Raw genomic sequence first — 26052 nt, 5'->3', positions numbered from 1 at the left:
GCAGGAGTATTGTCATGAATATGACGACAAAAAAAGATATCGCCTGGGTTAATACCCTGAAAGGCGGCTGTATTTTACTTGTGGTGCTTTATCACGTGGTCCTTCCTGGTTATGCTGATATTGCCCCTTTACTGACCGCCGGGCAGTTACCGGCCAAACTCTGGCTGGCGTTTAATAACCAGCTTTCCCCGTTACGTATGCCGGCTTTTTTCTTCGTTTCTGGCCTGCTGGCGGCCAATGCTATTCTGAATCGTCCCTGGAAACAGGTATTCACCAGTCGTGTAACGAACCTGTTCTACCTCTATTTTCTCTGGGGCTTGATTCAGTGGCTGATGATTAATGGCGTGTCGGTCAGCATGATGGGTGAGCATCTCTCCGGTAATATTAATGCCGCCTGGGCCGACTCGCCGTGGCAGTTTCTCAAACTGATGTTGCTGGCGATGAGTTCCTCCTGGTATCTCTACGCACTGGCACTGTTCTTCGTGTTTGCGCGGCTGTTTCGTCAACAGAAACCGCTGATCATGCTGCTGGCGGTGGGGCTGAACTATGCGGCGGTGACCGGTATCATCCCCGGCTGGGGGCCGGAAAGCCTGTCGCAATACTTTGTCTTCTTCCTGTTCGGCGCATTTTACAGCGAGATCCTGATCCGCTGGAGCGAATGGCGACGCGATAACCTGCTGCCCTGGACGCTGCTGTTGCTGCTGACAATCGCGCACAGCCTGCTTGGCCTGGAACAGAGCCTGTTCCTGTGTGTGCTGGCCATCCTCGGCAGTATTGCGCTCTGCCGCGCACTGAACAGGATGTTTTCGATGCACTGGCTCAACTGGGTGGGGAAGAACACATTGCAGATCTACGTGCTGCACCGCATCTTTATTGAGTTCTTTGGTCTGTCAGCGATCCTGTATGCCGTGGGTCACCAGCTGTTTGCCAGCCAGGCATTTTCGCTGCTGTGGGCCGTGGGTTTCCCGCCGCTGATGGTGTTGCTGTGCGTAGGGTGTTCGGTTGGCGTGTGGACGCTGCTGAATCGCGGCTGGGGTCAGTCGCTGTTTATCTACCCGAAGCTACTGCGGATGAAATTTGAGGGGTGAGAAGAGAGGGGAGACCTCTGAGGATCCCCACAAAACAAGACCTGCATTATTTGCAGCCACCTTCTTTTCTGGTCGGCCAGTGACGCGGGCCTGCACGATGGCCAGGTTCAGGTCAACGTCAAGGGCGTTTCGCTTTCCCGCTGCGCGGGCTGAGCGACCCAGGGCGGCCAGTCGCCGCCGCCCTGGGGACCCGGGCTTTGCGGCAGGCGCTGCGTCCACTGCGTGGATGCCTTCGCAAGCGTCGTTCACCAACGCACTGGTCGTGACGGCACATCCCTGTGCCGGCACTCCCTCTCACCGCCGTCCTGGCGGTTCGTCCTGGTTCACTGCGCTTCCTCAGCGCTGCTGAATGCCGCCTCAACGTCAAAACCCAGGTCAACATCCAAACCAATGCACAGAGAGCGCCATGTTGTTGCGGTTTTAAAACCCACCGCGAGCAACGGTTCTGCGGGGATGGGGCCAGTTTGAGGTAAGCCGGACGTGCCCCGGCCGGGACGCCGCGTGCCGAGGCCCGCAGGGATGCGGATTTTGCCGCTCCGGCGTGCTCAAACTGGCCCCGGGCCTGACGCCAGACGGGAAGCCATTCATTTTTGTGGGTATACCTCAGGGGGCGGCCATTTTTCCGGTCGCCCCGTGTCATGAGATGAGGCGTTAACCGATGGTCATCAGGCTGGCATTCCCCCCGGCCGCCGCCGTATTCACACTTAGCGAACGCTCCAGCAGCAGGCGCTCCAGCAGCAGATTAGTCTCTCCACGGGCAAAGCCCTGTACGGAAATAATTGCACCGTCGCGGGCTGCCACGGCCTGGCACAGGTCACGTAACTGGTCGGCATCACCGTGGTAAATCACCGCATCAATGGTTTTGCTCGCCAGTGGCTGTGCCGCAAAATCAATGCGCTGCTGTACCGCGGGTGGCAGCTGCTGCCACAGGCTGCGATGGAGGTCATCTTCCGTCCACAGTGCACGGCTGCCCACGGCCGTCACGGCCGCCAGTTGCACCAGCGCATCCTGCTCGTTGTCTGCCAGACACAGCACCTGCTCACGCGGCAGCAACGCAAAGGTATTGCGTTCACCCGTAGGTCCTGGCAGCAGGCGGATCGTCCCGCCCTGGCCCAGCTCGGCAAAGCGTGCACAGCAGGCCGCCAGAGGGGAGCGGTCGGCTGCCCATTCACTCAGTGCATCATGTGCGGCCAGCAGTGCCGGACGCAGTGCGGCATCCACCGGGCGCTCTTTGTCCTGGCGATTGAGGGTGACGGACAGCGCGTTGTCCGGGCGTGAGGACAGCAGACGATAAAGGTAAAGCGGGCCACCGGCTTTCGGCCCGGTGCCGGACAGACCCTCGCCACCAAAGGGTTGCACCCCCACCACCGCACCGACCATATTACGGTTAACGTAGAGGTTGCCTACATGCGCCTTCTGCACCACCTGATGAATCGTCTCATCGATGCGCGTATGCACGCCCAGCGTCAGCCCGTAACCCGAGGCATTGATCTGCTCAATCACCTGCGACAGGGTGCTGCGCGTATAACGCACCACGTGCAGGACCGGACCGAAGATCTCGTGGGTCAGGTCTTCTACCTTGTTTAATTCAATCAGCGTAGGCATCACGAAGGTGCCGGTCTGCCACTCGCGGCGGCCCGGTGCCTGCGGTTGCGCCGCCTGGAACACAGTAAAGCCTTTGCTGCGCATCGCCTCAATATGTTGCTCAATGCCCGCTTTGGCATCGGCATCAATCACTGGACCAATGTCGGTGGAGAAACGTTCCGGGTTGCCCATACGGCATTCAGCCATCGCACCCCGGAGCATGGTTAACGTATGTTCTGCTACATCGTCCTGCACGCAAAGCAGGCGCAGGGCGGAGCAACGCTGTCCTGCGCTGTCGAAGGCAGAAGCGACGATATCGGTCACTACCTGCTCGGTCAGGGCTGAGGAGTCGACGATCATCGCATTCATCCCACCGGTTTCCGCCACCAGCGGCGTCGGGCGGCCCTGCTGATCCAGACGTCCGGCCAGATTACGCTGTAGCAGAGTGGCAACGGCGGTCGAGCCGGTAAACATCACGCCGCGTACACGGTCGTCCTGCACCAGCTGCGCCCCCACGGTTTCACCGCTGCCGGGCAGCAGTTGTAATGCACCCGGTGGTACGCCCGCTTCATGCAGAATGGCAACGGCCTGAGCTGCAATCAGGGGCGTCTGCTCTGCCGGTTTGGCCAGCACGCTGTTACCGGCGGCCAGTGCGGCGGCAATCTGGCCGCTGAAGATCGCCAGCGGGAAATTCCACGGGCTGATGCACACCACCGGGCCAAGCGGGCGGTGGGTTTCATTATCGAAATCGTCGCGGACCTGACCCGCGTAATAGTGCAGGAAGTCCACGGCTTCACGGACTTCGGCAATGGCATTATTGAAGGTTTTACCCGCTTCACGCACCAGAATGCCGATGAGGCGCTGTATCTGGCCCTCCATCATGACGGCGGCGCGCTCCAGAATGGCGGCACGCTCCTGCGGCGGGGTGGCGAACCAGATTGGCCCAACGCGGGTGGCAGCATCCAGTGCGGCGGAAACGTCTTCCGGGCTTGCGCTACGGACATAGCCCACCACATCCCGCGGTTCTGCCGGGTTGATCACCGGAATACTGTCGCCAGCGGCCAGTGGGGCATCAATTAGCGGTTGCACCTGCCAGGTCTGGCTGGCGCTGTTCAGCAGTGCGCTCGACAGTGACGCCAGACGATGTTCGTTGGCGAGGTCCAGCCCGGATGAGTTTTGACGGTGTTCACCATACAGCTCGCGCGGTAACGGGATTTTCGGGTGGGGCAGACCGACCGCACCTTCGCTACGTGCCAGAGCTTCCACGGCAGACACCGGGTCGGCCACCAGTTCGTCCAGCGGCAGGGTGGCATCGGCAATGCGGTTAACGAAGGAGGTATTCGCGCCGTTTTCCAGCAGGCGGCGCACCAGGTAGGCCAGCAACGTTTCGTGTGTCCCGACCGGGGCATAAATGCGGCAAGGGCGGTTGAGTTTGCCATCGGCGACTTTCCCTACCACCTGCTCGTACAGTGGTTCTCCCATGCCATGCAGACACTGGAATTCATACTGGCCGGGATAGTAGTTGTTGCCTGCCAACTGATAGATTGCCGCCAGCGTATGGGCGTTGTGGGTGGCGAACTGGGGGTAAATCAGGTTCGGCACCGCCAGCAGTTTGCGGGCACAGGCGAGGTAGGAGATATCGGTATACACCTTGCGCGTGTAGACCGGGTAGCCTTCCAGTCCGTCCGTCTGGGCGCGTTTGATTTCGCTGTCCCAGTAGGCCCCTTTTACCAGACGGATCATCAGACGGCGACGGCTGCGTTGTGCCAGGTCGGTCAGATAGTCGATCACCATCGGGCAGCGTTTCATATAGGCCTGGATCACAAAACCAATGCCGTTCCAGCCTTCCAGCTCCGGTTCAAAGCAGAGATTTTCCAACAGGTCGAGCGACAGCTCAAGGCGATCGGCTTCTTCGGCATCGATATTGATGCCGATATCGTAGCTGCGTGCCAGCAGCGTCAGTGATTTCAGGATCGGGTACAGCTCTTCCATCACGCGTTCATATTGCGCACGGCTGTAACGTGGGTGCAGCGCAGAAAGCTTGATGGAGATCCCCGGGCCTTCATAAATGCCACGACCGTTAGACGCTTTGCCGATGGCATGGATCGCCTGCTGATAGGAGAGCAGATAAGCTTTGGCGTCCTGCGCCGTCAGCGCTGCTTCACCCAGCATATCGTAGGAGTAGCGGAAACCGGTCTCTTCCAGCTTACGGGCATTGGCCAGCGCTTCGGCGATGGTTTCCCCGGTAACGAACTGTTCGCCCATCAGGCGCATCGCCATATCAACCCCTTTACGAATCAAGGGCTCACCGCTTTTACCAATAATCCGGTTGAGCGAACGCGACAGATTGGCTTCGTTATGGGTCGACACCAGGCGGCCCGTAAACAACAGCCCCCAGGTGGCGGCATTGACGAACATCGACGGGCTGCGCCCAAGGTGAGAATGCCAGTTACCGTTGCTGATTTTATCGCGGATGAGGGCATCACGGGTCGGCTTGTCAGGAATACGCAGTAAGGCTTCGGCCAGGCACATCAACGCCACGCCTTCCTGGGAGGAAAGTGAGAACTCCTGGAGCAGACTTTGCACCATTCCGGCGCGTCCACCTGCCCCTTTTTGGTGCCGGAGCTTGTCCGCCAGCTGATAAGCCAGACGATGGGTGGACTCAGCCAGAGGCTGCGGTAAACGCGCTTGTTCCAGCAGCATGGGCACTGCTTCGGTTTCCGGGCGGCGCCAGGCAGAAGTGATGGCGGCACGGGCGACCGACTGCGGCAGGATCTGCTCGGCAAAATCCAGGAAGGGCTGGTGCGTCTCTTCCGACGGGCGTACATCGCTCTCGACAACGAGGGTGCTGGTGGGGAGCTCGGCCAGCGTGGTGCCTTGTTCGATCTGTTGCAGATAGTTGAAAATGGCCTGCTTGATCAGCCAGTGCGGGGTGCGGTCAATCTGTAGCGCAGCCTGTTTAATCCGGTCGCGTGTTGCATCGTCCAGTTTCACGCCCATGGTAGTTGTGCCCATGCCTTACAGCTCCTGAATCAGTAGATAACAAATGATAGGGTGCAATATCACTGATGTTGCAACTTTGTGCAACCTCGTTAAATGTGACCCTCTCCTCAAACTTAAAAATGGGCTTTTTGTTAACGTACAAAAAGCGGCATGGATATTGCTGCAAGAAACTCGCCAGGTTGGTAAAAGCGCCGTTAAGCCTGGTTTTTATGGGGTTGCTGTGCGGGTGAAACCCGGTGAAGTGTGATGGAGTGCAACCTGCTGGCATTTAATAGTAACAACCTGGTGAAATGGATGTGCGAGCTGTGTTAAATCGTTTGTGCCACACAGCCGTTTACGGCAGGATACCGCCCCCGGCTGGATGCCCCCCCGTGCGCCGGTCTGCTACGTTCCGGCAGATGACGCATATGCAGCCTCCCGCTGTGGAAACGAATAATAAGTGGAGAACTTAAATGACTGTAAGTACACCCATGATGGTGACATTTTGTGTTTATATTCTTGGCATGGTGCTGATTGGTTTCATCGCATACCGTTCAACGAAAAACTTTGATGACTATATTCTCGGTGGTCGTAGTCTGGGTGCTGTTGTGACCGCGCTCTCTGCCGGAGCCTCGGATATGAGTGGCTGGCTGCTGATGGGCCTGCCGGGCGCTATCTTCCTCGCCGGGATTTCAAAAAGCTGGATCGCCATTGGCCTGACCCTGGGGGCGTATCTGAACTGGAAAATTGTCGCGGGCCGTTTGCGCGTGCAGACCGAGCATCACGGCAATGCCCTGACGCTGCCGGACTACTTCTCCAGCCGTTTTGAAGACACCAGCAAGCTGTTGCGCGTGATCTCTGCTGTGGTCATCCTGATCTTCTTCACCATCTATTGCGCTTCCGGCGTGGTGGCGGGTGCACGTCTGTTCGAAAGCACCTTTGGCATGAGCTACCAGACTGCCCTGTGGGCCGGTGCTGCTGCGACTATCGTTTATACGTTCGTCGGCGGTTTCCTCGCGGTCAGCTGGACTGACACGGTGCAGGCCAGCCTGATGATTTTTGCCCTGATCCTGACGCCGGTGATGGTCATTCTTGCGGTGGGGGGGCTGGACGATGCGATGGTCGTGATCAAAGCCAAGAGTCTTGCCAATGTCGATATGCTGAAAAACCTCAACTTTGTGGCGATTATTTCCCTGCTGGGTTGGGGGCTGGGGTATTTCGGTCAGCCGCATATTCTGGCGCGTTTTATGGCGGCAGATTCTCACCGTTCTATTCGTACCGCACGTCGTATTGGTATGATCTGGATGATTCTGTGCCTGGCGGGTGCTGTCGCCGTGGGCTTCTTTGGTATTGCTTACTTCCAGAACAATCCTGCCCTGGCGGGCGAGGTTTCCCAGAATAGTGAGCGTATCTTTATTGAACTGGCGCGCATTCTGTTTAACCCATGGATTGCCGGTATCCTGCTGTCCGCGATTCTGGCGGCGGTGATGTCAACGCTCAGTTGCCAGCTGCTGGTGTGCTCCAGCGCACTGACAGAAGATCTGTATAAGAACTTCCTGCGTAAAGGGGCCAGCCAGCGTGAGCTGGTGTGGGTGGGGCGCTTAATGGTGCTGCTGGTGGCGGCCATTGCCATTGGCCTCGCCGCCAACCCGGACAACCGTGTGCTGGGTCTGGTGAGCTATGCCTGGGCTGGCTTCGGTGCGGCATTTGGTCCGGTGGTTCTGCTCTCGCTTGTCTGGAGACGTATGACGCGTAACGGCGCACTGGCCGGGATGATCGTCGGTGCGGTGACCGTGCTGGTTTGGAAACAATACGAATGGTTTGACCTCTACGAGATCATTCCAGGCTTCCTGTTCGGCAGTATCGCCATTGTGGTCTTCAGCCTGCTGGGCAAAGGGCCATCTGCCGCTGCTGAGCAGCGTTTTGATGCCGCTGAAGCCGAATATCAGGCCGACTAAGCTCGCCTCTTCGCTGGTGCCGTCCGGTACCAGCGAATCTTCCCCCTCTGCGATTCGCCCGCTTTCCCGTTTTATGCCCTCGCTCCTGTTTGTCAGCCGTCTTTTGCCAGCCTGACCCACAAAGTGGCAGAACCGCCAAGGTCTGCGTGCCGCCGTTTGCCTAGACTACGCAGTGCAAATCTTTATCACTGACACGGAGTTCTACCATGAGAAACGGATTTATCCTGTCCTGCAGCAGACTGTTGCTGACTGTTTTGTTCTTGCTGCCTGTGCTGTGCAGCGCTGCCGCGAATAACGGGGAGCACGATGGCGTGCTGCGTTTTTACCTCGTGCGCCACGGGCAGACACTGTCCAATGTAAAAGAGATGACGATTGGCGGCGGTGGCAATGCTGAACTGACCCGCAAAGGGCGCTATGACGCCAGCAGTCTGGGGCTGGGGCTGTCTGAGGTGCCGTTTATTGCCGCTTACAGCAGCACCCTCGGCCGTGCATACCAGACGGCAAACCTGATCGTGCGCGGGCGCGATATGAAGGTTGTGCAGATCGATGATCTTAAAGATATTTCCTGGGGTGACGCAGAAGGCGGGCGCATCCACGATCTGACAGCGCAGTTTGGTCATTCAGGGGATGATTTTCTTTACTACTTTGGCCCGGTCAGCGACCCGGATTTTGTCTCCCCGGTTCATGCTGAAAATATGGCTGCCTTCTCTCAACGTTTTGAAGGCGCACTGCGTACGATTGCCCGGCAGCACAGGGGTCAAAGCGGCAATATCCTGGTAGCTGCGCACTCCTCAATGGCGTTTTACCTGCAAAAATACCGGGCCGATAAACCGTTATCCGGGTTATCTAACACCAGTGTATCGGTGCTGGAATTCCGCCGCGGGGAATTCCGCTTAACCGACTTCAACAACCGTCGCTGGTTGCAGTCGGGTTATGAACGAGAGAAAGCGCTGCCGCCGCTGGAAATGGTGGTCGTGGTGAACCCGCTGACGCATCTGAAGCAGATTGGGGTGATGGAAGGGACATCGGATTCTGATTTCTCGCCCGCCGGTCGTCAGGCCAATCAGAAAATCGCGGAGCAACTGCGTCAGACACCGTTTATCGGCGCATGGAGCAGTGCGCTGAACAGGGCGGTGAAAACGGCTGAGACAGTGATGCTGCCGCAGGGGATCACCGTGATTCAGGACAAGCGCCTGAATGAGATGTTCCTGGGGCCGTGGGAAGCGGAGACAATCGCCACCCTTAATACCCGCCCCGCTGCGGTCAACCTGCTTACCCCCGGGAGGGTGATTGACTTTGTCCCGGAGAGAGTAGGGGAGCGCGGACGCGTGGCTGCAGTGCGCTTCGATGAGATGCTGTCCGCGCTGGGCTACCAGTATGAATTCAGCAAGGGCAGGCTGGCGGTCTTTACCCATCCGAGGGTGCTGGATGCATTTTTAAGCCAGCGGATACCCGGTTATGTGCATCCGCAGTGGGACACTGCGTACAGTGTGACGCTGACCTATAAAAATGAAACGTTCAACGTCAAGGACGTTAAAACATTCTGAATCCAGGCTAAATCTCCCGGGCCAGCATGATGCGGGCCCGTCATCGTTACATTTGCTTAATTTTTCCCCCCTCGCAAAACACGAAAATATCGTTCCGCCATCTTGTAATTAGTCGCCCGATAATGATAATCAATATCGTTTTTATTTTACTTATCTTTACTGGTTTTGACCTAATTTCACGCTTTGAGGTGTATGGCATGTTTGTCCCGTTTCTCATTATGTTACGCGAAGGATTGGAAGCGGCGCTGATTGTCAGCCTGATCGCCAGTTACCTGAAACGCACCCAGCGCAGTCAGTGGTTTGGTGCCATGTGGATTGGGGTGTTTGTTGCTGCCGCGCTGTGCCTTGCACTCGGCTGGTTTATCAATGAAACCACGGGCGAGTTCCCGCAGAAAGAGCAGGAGCTGTTTGAAGGCCTGGTCGCCGCCATTGCCGTGGTGATCCTCACCTGGATGGTGTTCTGGATGCGTAAAGTGTCACGTAATGTGAAGGCGCAGCTGGAAGAGGCTGTTGATAGCGCGTTACAAAAGGGCAACAGCAGCGGCTGGGCGCTGATCATGATGGTGTTTCTGGCCGTGGCACGTGAAGGGCTGGAATCCGTCTTTTTCCTGCTGGCCGCGTTCCAGCAGGATGTGGGCTATGCGCCACCGCTGGGTGCGATGCTCGGCCTTGGCACTGCGGTGGTGCTGGGTATGCTGATTTACTGGGGTGGGGTGCGCCTTAACCTGGCCAGCTTCTTTAAATGGACCAGCCTGTTCATTATTTTCGTCGCTGCCGGACTGGCCGCAGGGGCGATCCGCGCCTTTCATGAAGCCGGGTTGTGGAACCACTTCCAGGATGTGGCGTTTGATTTGAGTAACACCCTGACCACCCACAGCGTTGTTGGCACCTTACTGGAGGGCCTGCTGGGCTATCAGGAAGCGCCAAGCGTCAGTGAAGTCGCGGTGTGGTTTATCTATCTGATTCCTGCGTTGCTGCTGTTTGCACTGCCTGCGCGCTCTGTATCGACCTCTGCGCGTACCACGCGCTGAATCTGTCTGGCAGGCTGATGGTCTGCCGTTAACAACACTTTGACTGGGATGACTCAATGACCACACACTTTCGCCGCCACGCACTGAATGCTGCCCTGCTGGCCGCCCTGACTTCATCCGGCGCAGCGCTGGCTGCAGATATCCCACAGGTTAACGTCAGCGTGACCGATAAACAGTGTGAACCGATGACACTGACTGTGGATGCCGGCAAAACGCAGTTCATCATTAAGAACAACAGCCAGAAAGCGCTGGAGTGGGAAATTCTGAAAGGCGTAATGGTGGTGGAAGAGCGTGAAAATATCGCGCCATCCTTCACCCAGAAGCTGACCGCGAATCTGGAAGCGGGTGAGTACGATATTACCTGCGGCCTTCTGAGCAACCCTAAAGGCAAGCTGATCGTGAAAGCGAACGGCAGTAAAGTGAACGACGGCAAGCCGGATGTACTGCAACTGGTTGGGCCGATTGCTGATTATAAGCTGTATGTCACTCAGGAAGTGGCCCAGCTGGTCACCGGCACCAAAGCTTTCACAGATGCCGTGAAAGCGGGCGATCTGGCGAAAGCGAAAGCCCTGTTTGCGCCAACCCGTCAGCACTACGAGCGTATTGAGCCGATTGCTGAGCTGTTCTCCGATCTTGATGGCCGGATTGATGCCCGCGAAGATGATTTCGAGAAGAAAGCAGAGGACCCTAATTTCACCGGCTTCCACCGTCTGGAAAAAGTGTTATTTGCCGATAACACCACCAAAGGTATGGATAAATTCGCCGACCAGCTGTACAAAGATGTGCTGGATCTGCAGACCCGTATCAGTGAACTGGCTTTCCCTCCGGGCAAAGTGGTTGGCGGTGCTGCGGGTCTGATTGAGGAAGTCGCTTCCAGCAAAATTTCGGGTGAAGAAGACCGCTACAGCCGCACTGACCTGTGGGATTTCCAGGCCAACGTTGATGGCGCGCAGAAGATCGTCAACCTGCTGCGTCCTCTGGTGCAGAAATCTGACCCTAAACTGCTGGCGAAAGTGGACGGTAACTTCAAAAAAGTCGATACCATTCTGGCGAAGTACCGTACCAAAGACGGCTATGAATCTTACGAGAAATTGACTGATGCCGATCGCACGGCACTGAAAGGTCCTATTACGGCGCTGGCCGAAGACCTTTCCCTGCTGCGTGGTACGCTCGGTCTGGATTAATCAGAAATGGCAAAACCTGTTGACGGTGTGGCGTTAGCGTCACGTCGTCGTTTACTGAAAGGAATGGGCATCCTCAGTGGTGCCCTGGTAGTGGCGGGCGGTTGCCCGGTTCATGCGGCCAGTGACGAGAAAACTTCATCACCCGGAACGCTGTCACCTGGCGCCCGCCAGGAACGTCAGCCGTTCTATGGTGCGCATCAGGCGGGGATCACCACGCCACAGCAGGCGGCGATGATGCTGGTGGCGTTTGATGTACTGGCCACGGACAAAGCCGATCTGGTGCGTCTGTTCAGGCTGTTAACCGACCGTATTGCGTTTCTGACCACCGGCGGTAAAGCCCCGCTGGTGACCAACCCGCAGCTGCCACCGATGGACTCCGGCATTCTGGGGGAGGATATCTACCCGGATAACCTCACCATTACCGTTTCTGTTGGCACATCCCTGTTTGACGAGCGTTTTGGCCTGCAAGCGTTAAAACCGCTGAAATTACAGCGGATGACGCGCTTCCCTAACGATTCGCTTGATGCCAGCCTGTGCCACGGCGATGTGCTGCTGCAGATTTGCGCCAATACCAATGATACGGTCATCCATGCGCTGCGCGATATTATCAAGCATTCGCCGGATCTGCTGAGCGTACGCTGGCGGCGTGAAGGGTTTATCTCCGACCACGCAGCGCGCAGCAAAGGCAAAGAGACGCCGATTAATCTGCTGGGCTTCAAGGACGGTACGGCTAACCCGGACAGCACCGATAACAGCCTGATGGACAATATTCTGTGGGTCAGCAAAGCGCAGGGCGAACCGGCGTGGACGCTGGGCGGCAGCTATCAGGCGGCACGTATCATTCAGTTCCATGTGGAGTTCTGGGACCGTACGCCGTTACGTGAACAGCAAACCATCTTTGGTCGTGAAAAGCACAGCGGTGCGCCACTGGGTATGCACAAAGAGCACGATGTGCCGGATTATGCGAGCGATCCCAACGGGGATGTCATCCCGATGGACGCGCATATCCGTCTGGCGAACCCGCGTACGCCGGAAACGCAAAGCAGCCTGATGCTGCGCCGTGGTTACAGCTATTCTCTGGGTGTCTCTAACGCCGGACAGTTGGAAATGGGGCTGTTATTTGTTTGTTATCAGCACGATTTATAAAAAGGTTTTCTGGCCGTGCAAAAACGACTCAATGGCGAAGCGCTGGAAGAATATATAAAACCGATCGGCGGGGGGTATTTCTTCGTTCTCCCCGGCGTTGCCGATGCCCAACACTATCTGGCACAGGGATTGCTGGAGGCTTAATCTTAATTAGCGGATTAATCTTAATCCGCTAATTCTAAGCTCATTATGCTGGGATGATTCTTAGCATCAATAAAAGCAAACTGATTAAAAATCACACAACCCATCTTCGCCACCTCGCCATTGTTAATAAACAGATAATCATAACCTTATGATTTTAAATGCATTCACCTGAATGTCATAATAACGTTAAAAAAAGTGTTGCATTTCTTCGCTAATATGAAGAATATGAAATTGCTGTTGATTTTCGCATATAGTTTTCCACTCTGGAGATAGCGAATGCAGAAGTCCTTTACCGGGCCAGTCGTCAAAAAGTCTCATATCGCGAATATTTGCGGGGAAATCATTTCCTCTTCAGCTTTCTCTTCTTTCACAATTCAACGGCTACTCAATTCCTTTAACCCTTACCGGTGCATGGCGGGCATGATTTCTGCTGCGCATTTGTTTCAACGGCCAGACAAGGCTTAAAAGGAAGCCACGACCTCTAAAGCGTTCACGTAATCGCATCGATATACCGATGCGGGAAATGAAACCAACTGTAAGGTGCCACTATGGGAAGACAGAAAGCAGTGATCAAAGCGCGTCGTGAAGCAAAACGTGTGCTTCGTAGCGATTCACGCAGTCATCGTCAGCGTGAAGAAGAATCGGTCACCTCGCTGGTGCAGATGGGTGGGCTGGACTCGATTGGCATGGCACGCGATACCCGTGACCATTCACCGATTGAAGCCAGAAATGAAGCTCAGGCGCACTATCTCCACGCCATAGAAAACAAAAAGCTGATCTTTGCCACCGGCGAAGCCGGATGCGGTAAAACCTGGATCAGCGCTGCGAAAGCAGCCGAGGCCCTGATACATAAGGATGTCGACAGGATCATAGTGACTCGTCCGGTCCTTCAGGCAGATGAGGATTTGGGATTCCTGCCCGGAGATATCTCCGAGAAATTTGCCCCGTACTTCCGGCCGGTGTATGACGTTCTGGTTAAACGTCTGGGATCGTCCTTTATGCAGTACTGCCTGCGCCCCGAAATAGGCAAAGTGGAAATTGCGCCTTTTGCTTATATGCGCGGCCGTACCTTCGAGAACGCGGTGGTTATTTTGGATGAGGCGCAGAATGTCACCGCAGCCCAAATGAAAATGTTCTTAACCCGCCTTGGGGAAAACGTTACGGTCATCGTTAACGGTGATATCACCCAGTGTGACTTGCCGGCTCATGTGAAGTCTGGCCTCAGCGACGCGATGGCGCGCTTCGAGGAAGACGAGATGATTGGCGTGGTACGTTTTGATAAAGAGGACTGTGTGCGTTCAGAGCTTTGCCAACGAGCACTGCTCGCTTACAGTTAATCAGAGATGAAAGCGGGGCGGTCTGCGATCGCCCCGTACGAATCAAAGCCCGGCATTGCCGGGCTTTTTTTGTTTTTTTATCGATGCCGAAACCCTGTTTCAGGATAGCCGGCTGAACGTTCGGGAAATAGATATTCTGATAATAGCTGGCGGTGTTGTTGCCCCAGTTATCACCATCGGTACGCCCGGTACTGTTCCAGTGTGCCACCAGAACCTCGTTGTAAGCTTTAATCACGTCTGGCAATGACGTGCTGTCATAACGTTCTTCATGACGGAAGCCTGCCAGCGACATGCGGGGTTTCTGCACGGCGGGTTGATCAACATAGCCCAGCACCACGCCCGCCACCGGGAAGGTCAGTTCAGGCAGATTCAGCAGCTCAATCATGGCTTCTGGTTCACGGCGGATCCCGCCAATCGGCACGACGCCCAGCCCGTGAGAACGGGCCGCCGTCATCACCGCACCCAGCGCGATACCAATATCGGTCGATCCAGAGATCAGGCTTTCCAGGCTTTCATGCGCAATCTGCGTTTTACCTTCTGCGGCAATACCCTGCTGGCTTTTGTACATATCAAGCACGAAGGTGATAAATACCGGTGCTTTTGCGATCCACGGCTGTCCACCGGCGATTTCGGCAATGCGGGCGCGGGTGGCGGCATCGCGTACAACAACCAGTGATACCTGCTGCGAGTTGACGGAGGTCGGTGCAAGCCATGCTGCTTCAACAATGTCATCAATAATGCTGTCGGCGACAGGTTTATCAAGGTAGCTACGATCGCTGCGATGGCTTTTCAGCAGTTGGGTAATATCATTCATGGGATACCTGGCTGTTATAAGAGGTGAGAACAAAGGGGGTCAAGATAATAAAGGTGGGGGATATTCGAGTAGTCCGTTTGTGCGACAGATCACATTTATTCTTTTGACGGGTCAATCTCTGATCCCGGGGCGAGGCATGCCTCGTTGCGGGTCGGGCATGCCCGACCCCTACGTACAGGCAAAAAAAATGCCTGAACTTTCGTTCAGGCATTCTCTCAGAATATGGTGGTGAGAGAGGGGTTCGAACCCTCGATACGTTGCCGTATACACACTTTCCAGGCGTGCTCCTTCAGCCACTCGGACACCTCACCATATTTTACTGCCGTCACCCACATGGGGTAACGGGGCGGTACTATAGGCAGTCGCCGTTAATGGGTCAAGTAGTATTTTTCCCTATGGTTCTATTCGCTTAACTCATGAGCAGTCGCAAAATTCCCTCATCAGCACACCCGGCGATGAAATCTCCCTGTCACGTGGCTGACACGAAAATGAAATAGTTGTATCGCAGACTGTGGCGCAGAAACATTAAGTTAAATTTATTCATGGAGATCGCCAACAATGAAACACAAAGCCTTTGCTCTTTCCCTACTGACCTCGCTGATTTGCTCCTCTGCTGTGGCGGATATTGCTACCTGGAATCGTGCCGCGCAGGGCGATATCACCCAGCCCGGTGGAGCACGCCGCCTGACCGGTGACCAGACTGAGGCAATCAAAGCCTCGTTAAGCAATACCACGGCGAAAAATGTCATTTTGCTGATCGGCGATGGCATGGGTGACTCTGAAATCACCGCAGCGCGTAACTATGCAGAAGGCGCGGGCGGTTTCTTTAAAGGTATCGATGCATTGCCGCTGACCGGGCAGTACACCCATTACTCGCTGGATAAAAAAAGCCATAAACCTGACTACGTCACCGATTCTGCGGCTTCTGCGACCGCCTGGGCCACCGGGGTGAAATCCTATAATGGCGCCATCGGCGTGGATGTAAACGGTAAAGATTATCCTTCACTGCTGGAACTGGCTAAAGCCGCCGGTAAAGCCACGGGTAACGTATCTACCGCCGAACTGGAAGATGCCACCCCGGCCGCGCAGATTGCCCATGTTACCTCACGTAAATGCTATGGCCCGGTGAAAACCAGCGAACTCTGTGCCACCAACGCGCTGGAAAAGGGCGGTAAAGGTTCCATCGCTGAGCAATTGCTGAATGCCCGCGCGGACGTCACTTTCGGCGGCGGTGGGAAAACCTTCAGTGAGACGGCGAAAGCGGGCGAATGGCAGGGCAAAACCCTGCAAGAGCAGGCGAAGCTGCGCGGCTATCAGCTGGTGAGCGATCTCGAGGGGATGAACGGCCTGAGCGAAGCGGGCGACGATAAGCCGGTACTGGGGCTGTTTGCTGACGGCAATATGCCGGTGCGCTGGAAAGGGCCGAAAGCCACTTATCACGGCAATCTCGACGGGAAACCGATCACCTGTGAAGTGAATGCGGAACGCCCGGCATCAACGCCAACACTGGCCCAGATGACCGATAAAGCCATCTCACTGCTAAGCAGCAAGCCGCAGGGCTTCTTCCTTCAGGTGGAAGGGGCGTCGATTGATAAACAGGATCATGCGGCTAATCCGTGCGGCCAGATTGGTGAAACGGTCGATCTGGATGAAGCGGTACAAAAGGCGCTGGAATTTGCGCGTAAGGACGGCAACACACTGGTGATTGTCACCGCTGACCATGCGCACTCCAGCCAGATCATTGCCAATGACAGCAAGGCTCCGGGCCTGACGCAGACGCTGATCACCAAAGACGGCAGCCCGATGACCATCAGCTACGGCAATTCGGAAGAAGATTCTCAGGGCCACACCGGCACGCAACTGCGCATTGCGGCATATGGTCCTCATGCGGCGAATGTGGTCGGCCTGACCGATCAAACCGATTTGTTCTATACCATCAAAGACGCGCTGGCGATTAAGTAACGATAAGGTGGGGCGACGAACGGTGCGTCGTCGCCATTCTGACGCTGGTTAACGTGACTGCTGGCAGATGTGGAGTACCTCTGAAAAAGGGATGCACACAGAGCGACTCTTCTCTGAACCTGTGGCGTGTTGCAGGATTTTCTTTATAAAAGGCCGGATTTGCTTCACGAACAATCTGGCCTCTTTATCATCAAACAGATAACCCATGACCTTGTCTTCCTGTACGCACAACGCCAGATGGCCTGCGCTGCCATCGGAATAGGTGAAATTGATATCCTGCAGGGTACGCGTAAAAATGCCCGCGCACTCCATCTTTCTCCCTTCCTCGTAATACAGGTCTATCAGCAACGCATCCGTTGGCAAATCTGGCCAGCCTTCATACAGGGGAGGTAGCACAGTGATATCTGTTTGTGGCTGACACGTCCGTTTTTTCTGCTCTTGCTGGAAAGCTTTTTCTCCGTCTTCAGACATCGCCTCATTATAAATCACCAGGTAGATTTTTCGGTCTTCAATGTCTGCGGGGCGCAGGCGTTCCAGTGCGGTGAGGGGAGCCGATGCCGTTCGGCCGGAACGTCGCTGTGACCATCGCAGCTGGGCCAGTTGCAGGTCTTTATCGCTGATGTCGCGTGCTGCTTCCCACTGCCCGGCAAACCACTGATGGATGGCCGCGATTTGTCCGGGGTCCTCGGTTAACAGTCCGGCTTCATCCCACCAGGACTGCTCGCTGCCTTCAAGATTTAACCCGTTAGCGGAAAAATTGGCCGAACCGACCAGTGCCTTTTTCGCCCCGGCGATGACTTTGGCATGCAGTTTGTCCGACTGGCGTATTGTCACGCCCGGCTTATCACGCAGCGCTTTGATCACCTGGGGATTGGTGGCGCCGCTGTCTACATTACAAATCAGCCTGGCGCGCTGACCGACGCGTGGGCAGATCATCGTGTCTGCCCCTTTTCCCCAAAATGCCACTGCCGCAAGCAGTTCTTCTTCGTCTGCTGCCAGCGATGTAACCGCCTGTTGATAATCTGAAGATGTTAAAAACATCGTATTCCCTCTTTATCATGCCAATAAGGCGCTGCCCGACATCAATAAAACATGTTCCTGTTCCGGGCGTCTCGCTATTATCAATGTAATGCCCCCTTTTCAGGAACATTTCCATGGCGCTAACTCTGCTTCGCGTACGTGATGGCCACGGCGCAACGGTGTCATTTTCTGAACTTCTTTTCGACCTGATTTACGTTTTCGCGGTCACTCAACTTTCCCATTATCTTCTGCATCATTTGACGCTCACTGGCGCACTTGAGACGCTGCTGCTGTGGTTTGCCGTCTGGCTCGCCTGGCAGTATACCGCGTGGGTCACCAACTGGTTCGATCCTGAAACCCGACAAATTCGCCTGCTGCTGTTTGGTGTGATGCTGTTGGGCCTGTTTGCCTCTTCAGCACTGCCGCAGGCATTCGGTGACCGTGGCTGGATATTTGCCCTGTTTTACGTTGCGATGCAGGTTGGGCGCAGCGCTGTCACATTATGGTTACTGCCCGCCGGGCATTTGCTGCGGCATAATTTCCAGCGCATCCTCGGCTGGATGTGTATTTCTGGGGTGTTCTGGCTGTGGGGTGGCATTGCAGAAGGGCCGGAACGCCTTGTGCTGTGGGGGATAGCTGTCGCCTGTACCTACTTTTCTCCGATGTTTGGTTTCCCGCTGCCGGGCCTGGGCCGTTCAGACAGCAGCAGTGAATGGACCATAGAAGGGCACCATCTGGCGGAGCGTTGTCAGCTGTTTGTCATTGTCGCACTGGGTGAAACCATTCTGATTACTGGCGCAACGCTCAGTGAAACCGACGTGTGGGATGCGCCGATTATTATTGCCTCGCTGGTGGCGTTTATCGGGAGCCTGGCGATGTGGTGGGTCTATTTCGATACCAGCAGTAAAGCGGGCAGCCACGCTATACAGCATGCCGATAATCCAGGGCAGATGGGCGCCTGCTTCCACTATGTGCACGTGGTGCTGGTCGGCGCGATTATTGTCTGCGCAGTGGCGAATGAGCTGGTGATTGCCCATCCCGATGGACATATCGACATGGCCGCGGCAGCCGTTCTGCTGCTCGGCCCGGCGGTCTATCTGCTGGCCAATGCGATTTACAAACTGATGGTCTACGGCCGGTTTCCGCTGTCGCATATTGTGGGGCTGGTGGCGCTGGCAGGATTAATTCCTGTGGTGTTTATCACCGACAGGTTGATGGTGAATGGTCTCACCACGGTGATTATGATCGTGGTCGCCGGATGGGAGAGCGTTTCACGACGGCCGGGTGAGTGGCATGGGCGTGGTTTGCACGGAGAAAACCCTCAGCACGGGTCGATCGAAACAGACTAATCAAGTCGCACTCGTGTCATCTCTAATGTAGGGGCGAGGCATGCCCGACCCCTACGTACAGGCATTATTCTTGAATAGGGTGAGACTCGTATCCTCCCTGATGTAGGGGCGAGGCATGCCTCGCCCGGGTCGTACAGGCAAAAAAAATTCCTGAACTTTCGTTCAGGCATTCTCTCAGAATATGGTGGTGAGAGAGGGGTTCGAACCCTCGATACGTTGCCGTATACACACTTTCCAGGCGTGCTCCTTCAGCCACTCGGACACCTCACCATATTGTTGCCGCAACCGGGTTGCTGACGGGCGCTAATGTAGGGAAAACTGCGGTTGCGGTCAACACTCATTCCCGAAATATGCGTGCGTTTAGTCAGTTTTAAATCACTTTGCTGCATAAAACGGCAGTGGGAAGGCGTCATCCGCTTTTAAGGCGGGTTGTGCACGGGTAATGGCATAAAAATTCCACCTTATGCAGGCCACCGGGCGCACATCGGGCTAAAGTTTCACTTGCCAGACGTCGCATTTTCCACGAGCTTAAGCAAAAAACAGGAGAAAAAACGTGGATATCATTTTTTACCATCCCTTTTTCAAGGCAGAGACCTGGATCAACGGATTGCAGCAACGTCTGCCTCAAGCCCGCATTCGTCAATGGCAGGTGGGAGACAACGGCCCGGCTGATTATGCGCTGGTGCGCCAGCCGCCCGTTGAGATGCTTAAGGGGCGCGAGCTGAAGGGCGCGTTTGCGCTGGGCGCGGGGGTTGACGATATCCTGGGTCAGCTGCGCGAGCACCCTGAAATGCTGGCACCGGGCGTGCCGCTGTTCCGCCTGGAAGATACCGGAATGGGGCGTCAGATGCAGGAGTACGCGGTGTATCACGTGCTCGGCTGGTTCCGTCGTTTTCCTGAATATCAGAAACAGAAAACCGAAACGCTCTGGCATCACCTGCGTAACCGTAAGCGCGATGAGTTCTCTGTCGGCATCCTCGGTGCTGGCGTGCTGGGCCGCAGCGTGGCGCAAAGTCTGCTGGCCTGGGATTTCCCGGTCAGTTGCTGGAGCCGCTCACCGAAACAGATCGACGGCGTCACCAGTTACCATGGCGAGCAGCAGTTAGGCGACTTCCTCTCTTCTACCCAGGTACTGATCAATCTGCTGCCCAATACGCCGCAGACCGAAGGGATCCTCAATCGCCAGCTGCTCAGCCAGCTCAAACCCGGTGCGTTTTTGCTGAACCTTGCACGCGGTGCGCATCTGGTGGAAGCCGATCTGCTCGCCGCCATGGAAGCGGGCGAGGTGAGCGCTGCTGCTCTGGACGTGTTTAATCACGAACCGCTGCCGGCCGAACATGCTTTCTGGTCGCATCCTGATATTGCGATCACGCCGCATAATGCGGCTGTAACCTTACCAGACGAAGCTATGGACTACATTGCGCGATCAATACTGCGATGTGAGAATGGCGAGATGCCGGAAGGGCGCGTGGATATCAGCCGCGGCTATTAATGTAGAGGAGAAACCCGATGTATCCAGTTGACCTGCATATGCACACTGTGGCCAGCACTCATGCCTACAGTACGCTGCGTGACTACGTGTTACAGGCACAAACCTGTGGCGTCAAACTGCTGGCGATCACCGACCACGGCCCGGATATGGCCGATGCGCCGCACTACTGGCACTTCGTTAATATGAAGGTCTGGCCACGCGTGATTGACGGCGTGGGCATACTGCGCGGGATAGAAGCGAACATCAAAAATAATCAGGGTGAGATTGATTGCAGTGGGCCGATGCTCGACTCGATTGATATCATTGTGGCCGGTTTTCACGAACCGGTGCTGGCCCCGCAGGATAAAGCGAGCAATACCGAAGCGATGATTGCCACGATGGCGAACGGACTGGTGCATATTATCAGCCATCCGGGCAACCCGAAATATCCCATCGATATTCAGGCGGTTGCCGAAGTGGCAGCGAAGTATGATGTGGCACTCGAGCTGAACAACTCCTCGTTTACCACCTCCCGCGTGGGCAGTGAACCTAACTGTCGTGCCGTTGCCGCTGCTGTGCGGGATGCCGGTGGCCGTCTGGCGCTCGGGTCGGATTCGCATACCGCGTTTACCCTTGGTCACTTCGACCACTGCCTGCGCATTATGCGCGAGGTGGATTTTCCAGAGGATCGCGTGTTAAATGTCACGCCACGCCGCCTGCTGGACTTTTTACAACAGCGCACCGGCAGGGAAATTGCTGAATTCGCTGATTTGTGACGGTGTCACATATTACCTTTAACGGAACTGAAACACATGAATGAGTTTTCCATCATCTGCCGCATCCTGGGCTCGCTGTATAATCGTCAGCCTCAGGACCCGCTGCTGGTCCCTCTGTTTACCCTGCTGCGCGAAGGCAAATTGCAGCAACACTGGCCGCTGGAGCAGGATGAACTGTTAACCCGCTTACAGCAGAACAGCGATCCCGCGCTGCTGGCGTCTGACTATAATGCGCTGTTTGTTGGCCCGGAATGCAAGGTATCCCCATACGGTTCTCAGTGGGAAAATGGTCCGCAGGAAGCTGACGTGCGGGCATTTCTCAGCCAGCGCGGGATGCCGCTGACTGACGCGCCTGCCGATCATATTGGTGCCTTGCTGCTGGCATCGTCATGGCTGGAAGATCAGTCTGAGGTCGATGAGTGTCAGGCGCAGATCCAGCTGTTTGATGAGTTCCTGATGCCGTGGGTCGGCGCTTTCCTCGGAAAAGTGGAGGCGCATGCGGGCAGCGCATTTTACCGTACGCTGGCCGCTCTCAGCCGTGAAGCGCTGCAGGCGATGCGTGATGAACTGGAAGACGAGCAGCCGTAAGCGTCGGGCATCGTGATCCCGGTCGAGGCGTGCCTCGACCCTACGGTGAGGGTGATAACCCTGTAGGGGTCAGGCATGCCCGGACCCTACGGTGAGGGTATAACCCTGTAGGGGTCAGGTATGCCCGGATCCTACGGAGAGGGTGATAATCATGTAGGGGTCAGGCATGTCCGGACCCTACGGTGAGGGTATAACCCTGTAGGGGTCAGGTATGCCCGGATCCTACGGAGAGGGTGATAATCATGTAGGGGTCAGGCATGTCCGGACCCTACGGTGAGGGTATAACCCTGTAGGGGTCAGGTATGCCCGGATCCTACGGAGAGGGTGATAATCATGTAGGGGTCAGGCATGCCCGGACCCTACGGTGAGGGTATAACCCTGTAGGGGTCAGGTATGCCCGGATCCTACGGAGAGGGTGATAATCATGTAGGGGTCAGGCATGTCCGGACCCTACGGTGAGGGTATAACCCTGTAGGGGTCAGGTATGCCCGGATCCTACGGAGAGGGTGATAATCATGTAGGGGTCAGGCATGTCCGGACCCTACGGAGAGGTGATAATCATGTAGGGGTCAGGCATGCCTGACCCGTGCGGGTCCACTCCGCCGCTGCCGAACCGAACGGTGAAGGGGCTTTTGACCAGTTTAGCGGCATCCCCGGCAGCCAGAAGGGTGAACGCAGACGATAAGCTACCCCCCATTGAGAAATAACGGCTTCGGCATCTTCGTCCTGAATCTGTCGCGGTCCAAGCCCTGCGGGCTGCGCATCCTGTGGATAGGGCGCATCCGTCAGCAGGCAGGCGGTGCGCGCCAGTGACAGACGGGCAGTAAACCCGGTGTTATGCAGCAGGCGCTGGCGTAATCCTTCCAGTACAGCGGCTGCCATCATATAGCCAGTGGCGTGGTCCAGTGCCTGCACGGGTAACGGCACGGGCGCATCGCTGCCCTGCCACAGGCGGCCGCGCTCAGCGATGCCGCAGGCCATCTGTACCAGGCTGTCAAATCCACGGCGATTGCGCCACGGCCCGGTCCAGCCCCAGGCATTCAGGCTGACATCCACCAACCCCGGTCTGATACGTTGCAGCGTTTCCGTGTCATAGCCCAGATTGCTGAGCGCATCGGCGCGGTAACCGTGCACCAGTACATCGCTCTGGCTGAGCAATTTTTCGAACTGCTGTCGCCCTTCGCTGGATTTCAGGTCAAGGCGTGCGCAGCGTTTTCCCAGGCTGATCTCTTCTTCCAGCGACGGTTCCTGCCAGCCGGGTGGGTCAATGCGCAGGACCTCTGCGCCCAGCCCGGCGAGAAAGCGGGTGGCCACCGGCCCGGCAATGATGCGCGTCAGGTCGAGTACGCGAACGCCGAGCAGCGGACGGGCGGGAAGCAGACGCCAGGTCGGTGCCGGGCCACAGGCCTGAAGGGTTTGTTCGATAAGCGATTCCCGGCTGACGCTCTGGCCCTGAGCATGCTGCTGCCATTCGCTGAAACTGCGCAGGGCAGCGGCGCAGCCTCCGGCATCCACCACGGCCTGCTCCAGATCGCTGCCTGTCCATTGCGCGACGGCTGCCGCCAGCGGCTGACGGTCGGCGTGCTTACCCAGCACCTTTTCCATCGCGGCCCGGTGATGCGGGGCGTTGGTGTGCAGGCGGATCCAGCCGTTCTCTGTGGCGTAATCCCCGGCGAAGGGGTCCCACAGTGGCGGCAACTGACGATTGACCGGGCGAAGGGCATGCTGGAACCAGCGTGAAGCCAGCATCCCGTCCACCTCCAGCGAACAGGGGTTTCCCGTCAGGCTGGCTGCGGCCTGAGCGGCCAGCCCGATACTGGTGGCGGCGAGCTCGCTGACCGGATAAGCCGATACCAGCGCCCGATCGCCGCGGATCGTGAGTGCGGGCAGCGGTGAACTGTTGTTACGCAGTCCGTGCCACAGCTGTTGCCATAGCGCATCGCTCAGGCGGTTATCCATCTGACTCTCCTTACAGGGTTTCAGGGCCGGGTACGGTTTTTCCTGTGCCGGTCATAACGAAAGCGCGGCAAGCGTGCATGCATTTTCAGGTTACGCAGGTTAATCACCGCAATCGCCGTGCCGACAATCACCAGCACGCCACCCATCGCCTTAAAACTGTTCATGCTGTCGCCGAGGACCACCACGCCCATAATCACCGCCAGCACCGGCGTCAGCAGTGAGTAGGGCATAATCAGGTTGACGTTGTAATGCTTCAGCAGGCTGTACCACAGCGAGTAGGCCACAATGGAGGAGCCAATCGCACTGAAAAGAATGCCAAACCAACCCCGCCATGAAGAGTGTAGCAGCAGATTGAGTTGGTCAGATTCGACCACCCAGGAGGCACATCCCACCAGCGGGATGGCAAAAAAGGAGAGCCAGCCGGTCAGCGTCAGCGGGCTGATGGCCGGGGATTTTTTCACGATCATATTGCTGATGGCCCAGCCGAAGGCGCTAAGTAACAGCAGCAGCAGCACCCACCCGTTGGGGATGGTCGGGCTGCCGGCCAGCACCACAACGCCGCTGAGTGACAGAGCAATGCCCAGCAGCTGCACCAGCCGCAGTTTTTCTTTCAGCAGCACCATCGCCAGCAACATGGCGATCGGCGTACCCAACTGCACGATCACCGCCGCCGTTCCGGCATCGGTATAGCTCAGGCTGACAAACAGCAGGGCGAAGTGCATAAAGCCGAACGTAAAGCCGAGCGGCACAAGATAAAGCAGCTGCTGACGGGTGACGCGGGTAAAAGGCACCAGGATTAATGCCACCACCACAAAGCGCATGGTAATCATCAACAGAGGCGGCAGGTCGAGCAGCCCCCATTTAATGGCGATGTTATTAAATGCCCAAATGGACACCACCAGCAAAATCAGCAAAAAATGACGCAGAGCCACTGCACAGTCCTTAGCAAACGAAGTAGTCACGATAATCATGGCATGAAATGCACCAAATGAGGCGCTGAACTCCGTAGTTTTTTTAGCAGCCTGTGGCGCAAACCAGGCGAAAATCGAAGGGCTTAACCCGATGCTTTGTTTAAAGAATGCCAGAAAATGTTATGAGACAGGTTCGTGACAAGCTGCCATGATAATCACCGGGGTGAGCGACTCCGCCGAGATTCGAGGATTGAGCAAGATGACCGTGAGACTTCCGTTAGCCATTATCCAGCTTGAAACACCGCCGCAGGCGGTCAGTACCCTTGTCGGGGAGCAGAAGCAATGGTTCGTTGATGCGCTGAATCTGTCCGTGGAGGACTATATCGTGGTGCGCCCGGACCTGGGCGAACCTTTACCAGCGCTGGAGACGATTTCTGCGGCCATTCTGAGTGGCTCCTGGGCGATGGTCACCGATCATGCTGAATGGAGTGAGCGTACCGCCGCCTGGGTACGCCATGCGGTGGCAGAACAGTTACCGCTGCTGGGTGTCTGTTACGGACATCAGCTGATGTCTTATGCGCTGGGCGGTGAAGTCGGTGATAACCCTAATGGTTGGGAACGCGGCCTGACGGCACTGGAAGCGCGCGCGGAGAGCCATCACGATCCGCTGCTGGCATCGTTGCCAACGCAGTTCTCGGCCTGGCTGTCGCACCGTCAGTCGGTGCTGACGCCGCCGCCGGGTGCCCAGGTGCTGGCGGCATCCGCGCAGGACGGTTGCCAGATTATTCGCTACTCGGCGCAGGCATTATCGGTGCAGTTTCACCCGGAATTCACCGCAGAGATCATGACGGCCTGTCTCAAAAACAGTCTGAAAGATACCGAGATCGACCACCTGGTGCCTGCGCGAGCGGAGCCGGAGTGGCCGCGTCAGTTACTGCGCGATTTTTGGCAGCAGGGCCTGCCAGTGGCAAAACGCGCCTGACCTGCTGAAGCCGCCGGGATAGCCTCTACCCGGCGGCAGTTCGTGCGCTTTCGGCCATCATGAACACCCTGTGCGCTACCTCACACCGCCTTGCTAAAATCCTGATTTCCTTTCGATGCCGTCACAGTTTATTGCCGGGCAATCTGACAAGCTCACTGTTGTCGATAATGTTAATGATGAGTTATTTTATTGTTAACGGTGAAGTCGCTACGGCGATAT

At 56.4% G+C, this 26052-nt stretch carries 16 protein-coding genes, 2 tRNA genes and 2 pseudogenes; 13 read left to right on the top strand and 7 right to left on the bottom strand.

Annotated elements, in window-relative coordinates; genetic code table 11:
* The first annotated feature begins 14 nt into the window (after positions 1–14).
* Positions 15–1088, top strand: coding sequence for an acyltransferase family protein (locus tag WH279_RS18225; RefSeq protein WP_339457933.1), 1074 nt, complete (start codon positions 15–17; stop codon positions 1086–1088).
* Between the two features lie 651 nt (positions 1089–1739).
* Here WH279_RS18225 and putA read toward each other — a convergent pair.
* Positions 1740–5687, bottom strand: a complete 3948-nt coding sequence (gene putA, locus WH279_RS18220) for a trifunctional transcriptional regulator/proline dehydrogenase/L-glutamate gamma-semialdehyde dehydrogenase (protein WP_339457932.1) — start codon at positions 5685–5687, stop codon at positions 1740–1742.
* Between the two features lie 440 nt (positions 5688–6127).
* Here putA and putP point away from each other — a divergent pair, with 440 nt between their 5' ends.
* The 6 genes and pseudogenes from putP (at position 6128) to phoH (ending at position 14001) form a co-directional block, all read left to right on the top strand.
* Positions 6128–7612 carry a sodium/proline symporter PutP gene (gene putP / locus WH279_RS18215; protein WP_339457931.1) on the top strand — a complete coding sequence of 495 codons (1485 nt, stop codon included), beginning with the start codon at positions 6128–6130 and terminating at the stop codon, positions 7610–7612.
* A 206-nt stretch (positions 7613–7818) separates the two neighbouring features.
* Positions 7819–9159 carry a histidine phosphatase family protein gene (locus WH279_RS18210; protein WP_339457930.1) on the top strand — a complete coding sequence of 447 codons (1341 nt, stop codon included), beginning with the start codon at positions 7819–7821 and terminating at the stop codon, positions 9157–9159.
* Positions 9160–9356: 197 nt separating this feature from the next.
* Positions 9357–10190: an iron uptake transporter permease EfeU gene (gene efeU, locus WH279_RS18205; RefSeq protein ID WP_339457929.1), complete on the top strand. Its 834-nt coding sequence runs from the start codon at positions 9357–9359 to the stop codon at positions 10188–10190.
* Positions 10191–10246: 56 nt separating this feature from the next.
* The gene (efeO, locus tag WH279_RS18200; protein WP_339457928.1) at positions 10247–11374 is read left to right on the top strand and encodes an iron uptake system protein EfeO; all 1128 of its coding nucleotides are present in this window, start codon (positions 10247–10249) and stop codon (positions 11372–11374) included.
* Between the two features lie 6 nt (positions 11375–11380).
* Positions 11381–12664: pseudogene (efeB, locus tag WH279_RS18195) on the top strand (iron uptake transporter deferrochelatase/peroxidase subunit).
* A gap of 548 nt (positions 12665–13212) precedes the next feature.
* A complete protein-coding gene (phoH, locus tag WH279_RS18190) occupies positions 13213–14001 on the top strand; it encodes a phosphate starvation-inducible protein PhoH (RefSeq protein ID WP_133841729.1) in 789 nt (262 codons plus the stop codon).
* Positions 14002–14077: 76 nt separating this feature from the next.
* Here the strand turns inward: phoH and WH279_RS18185 are convergent.
* Positions 14078–14815 (bottom strand): annotated as a pseudogene (locus WH279_RS18185) (NADPH-dependent oxidoreductase); the annotation flags it as partial.
* A 223-nt stretch (positions 14816–15038) separates the two neighbouring features.
* Positions 15039–15126, bottom strand: a tRNA-Ser gene (locus WH279_RS18180).
* Between the two features lie 247 nt (positions 15127–15373).
* Between WH279_RS18180 and phoA the strand changes: the two genes are divergently transcribed.
* Entirely contained in the window at positions 15374–16777 is a 1404-nt protein-coding gene (gene phoA, locus WH279_RS18175) for an alkaline phosphatase (RefSeq protein ID WP_339457927.1), read from the top strand.
* A 48-nt stretch (positions 16778–16825) separates the two neighbouring features.
* Here the strand turns inward: phoA and WH279_RS18170 are convergent, their stop codons facing one another.
* Positions 16826–17818, bottom strand: coding sequence for a hypothetical protein (locus WH279_RS18170; RefSeq protein ID WP_339457926.1), 993 nt, complete (start codon positions 17816–17818; stop codon positions 16826–16828).
* A gap of 113 nt (positions 17819–17931) precedes the next feature.
* Here WH279_RS18170 and WH279_RS18165 point away from each other — a divergent pair, with 113 nt between their 5' ends.
* On the top strand, positions 17932–19146 hold the full coding sequence (locus tag WH279_RS18165; RefSeq protein ID WP_339457925.1) for a low temperature requirement protein A: 1215 nt from the start codon (positions 17932–17934) through the stop codon (positions 19144–19146).
* Between the two features lie 182 nt (positions 19147–19328).
* Here WH279_RS18165 and WH279_RS18160 read toward each other — a convergent pair.
* A tRNA-Ser gene (locus WH279_RS18160) sits at positions 19329–19416 on the bottom strand.
* 283 nt (positions 19417–19699) lie between these two features.
* On the opposite strand from WH279_RS18160, the gene ghrA reads away from it, so the two are divergent.
* The 3 genes from ghrA to WH279_RS18145 are packed head-to-tail and all read left to right on the top strand — an operon-like array spanning position 19700 to position 21981.
* On the top strand, positions 19700–20638 hold the full coding sequence (ghrA, locus tag WH279_RS18155; protein WP_200642340.1) for a glyoxylate/hydroxypyruvate reductase GhrA: 939 nt from the start codon (positions 19700–19702) through the stop codon (positions 20636–20638).
* Between the two features lie 17 nt (positions 20639–20655).
* On the top strand, positions 20656–21393 hold the full coding sequence (locus tag WH279_RS18150) for a phosphatase (RefSeq protein ID WP_339457924.1): 738 nt from the start codon (positions 20656–20658) through the stop codon (positions 21391–21393).
* 36 nt (positions 21394–21429) lie between these two features.
* Positions 21430–21981: a TorD/DmsD family molecular chaperone gene (locus WH279_RS18145; RefSeq protein WP_200642342.1), complete on the top strand. Its 552-nt coding sequence runs from the start codon at positions 21430–21432 to the stop codon at positions 21979–21981.
* A gap of 558 nt (positions 21982–22539) precedes the next feature.
* Here the strand turns inward: WH279_RS18145 and WH279_RS18140 are convergent.
* The gene (locus WH279_RS18140; protein ID WP_339457923.1) at positions 22540–23940 is read right to left on the bottom strand and encodes a CoA transferase; all 1401 of its coding nucleotides are present in this window, start codon (positions 23938–23940) and stop codon (positions 22540–22542) included.
* 20 nt (positions 23941–23960) lie between these two features.
* The gene (locus WH279_RS18135) at positions 23961–24872 is read right to left on the bottom strand and encodes a DMT family transporter (protein ID WP_133841738.1); all 912 of its coding nucleotides are present in this window, start codon (positions 24870–24872) and stop codon (positions 23961–23963) included.
* A 238-nt stretch (positions 24873–25110) separates the two neighbouring features.
* Between WH279_RS18135 and WH279_RS18130 the strand changes: the two genes are divergently transcribed.
* Entirely contained in the window at positions 25111–25833 is a 723-nt protein-coding gene (locus tag WH279_RS18130; protein ID WP_200642344.1) for a glutamine amidotransferase, read from the top strand.
* Positions 25834–26052 lie beyond the last annotated feature (219 nt).

Source organism: Erwinia sp. MYb375 (assembly GCF_037479175.1).
In the GTDB taxonomy this organism is placed as follows: domain Bacteria; phylum Pseudomonadota; class Gammaproteobacteria; order Enterobacterales; family Enterobacteriaceae; genus Erwinia; species Erwinia rhapontici.
Note: the sequence above shows the minus strand (reverse complement) of the source record. Positions and strands in the feature narration are given on the sequence as shown.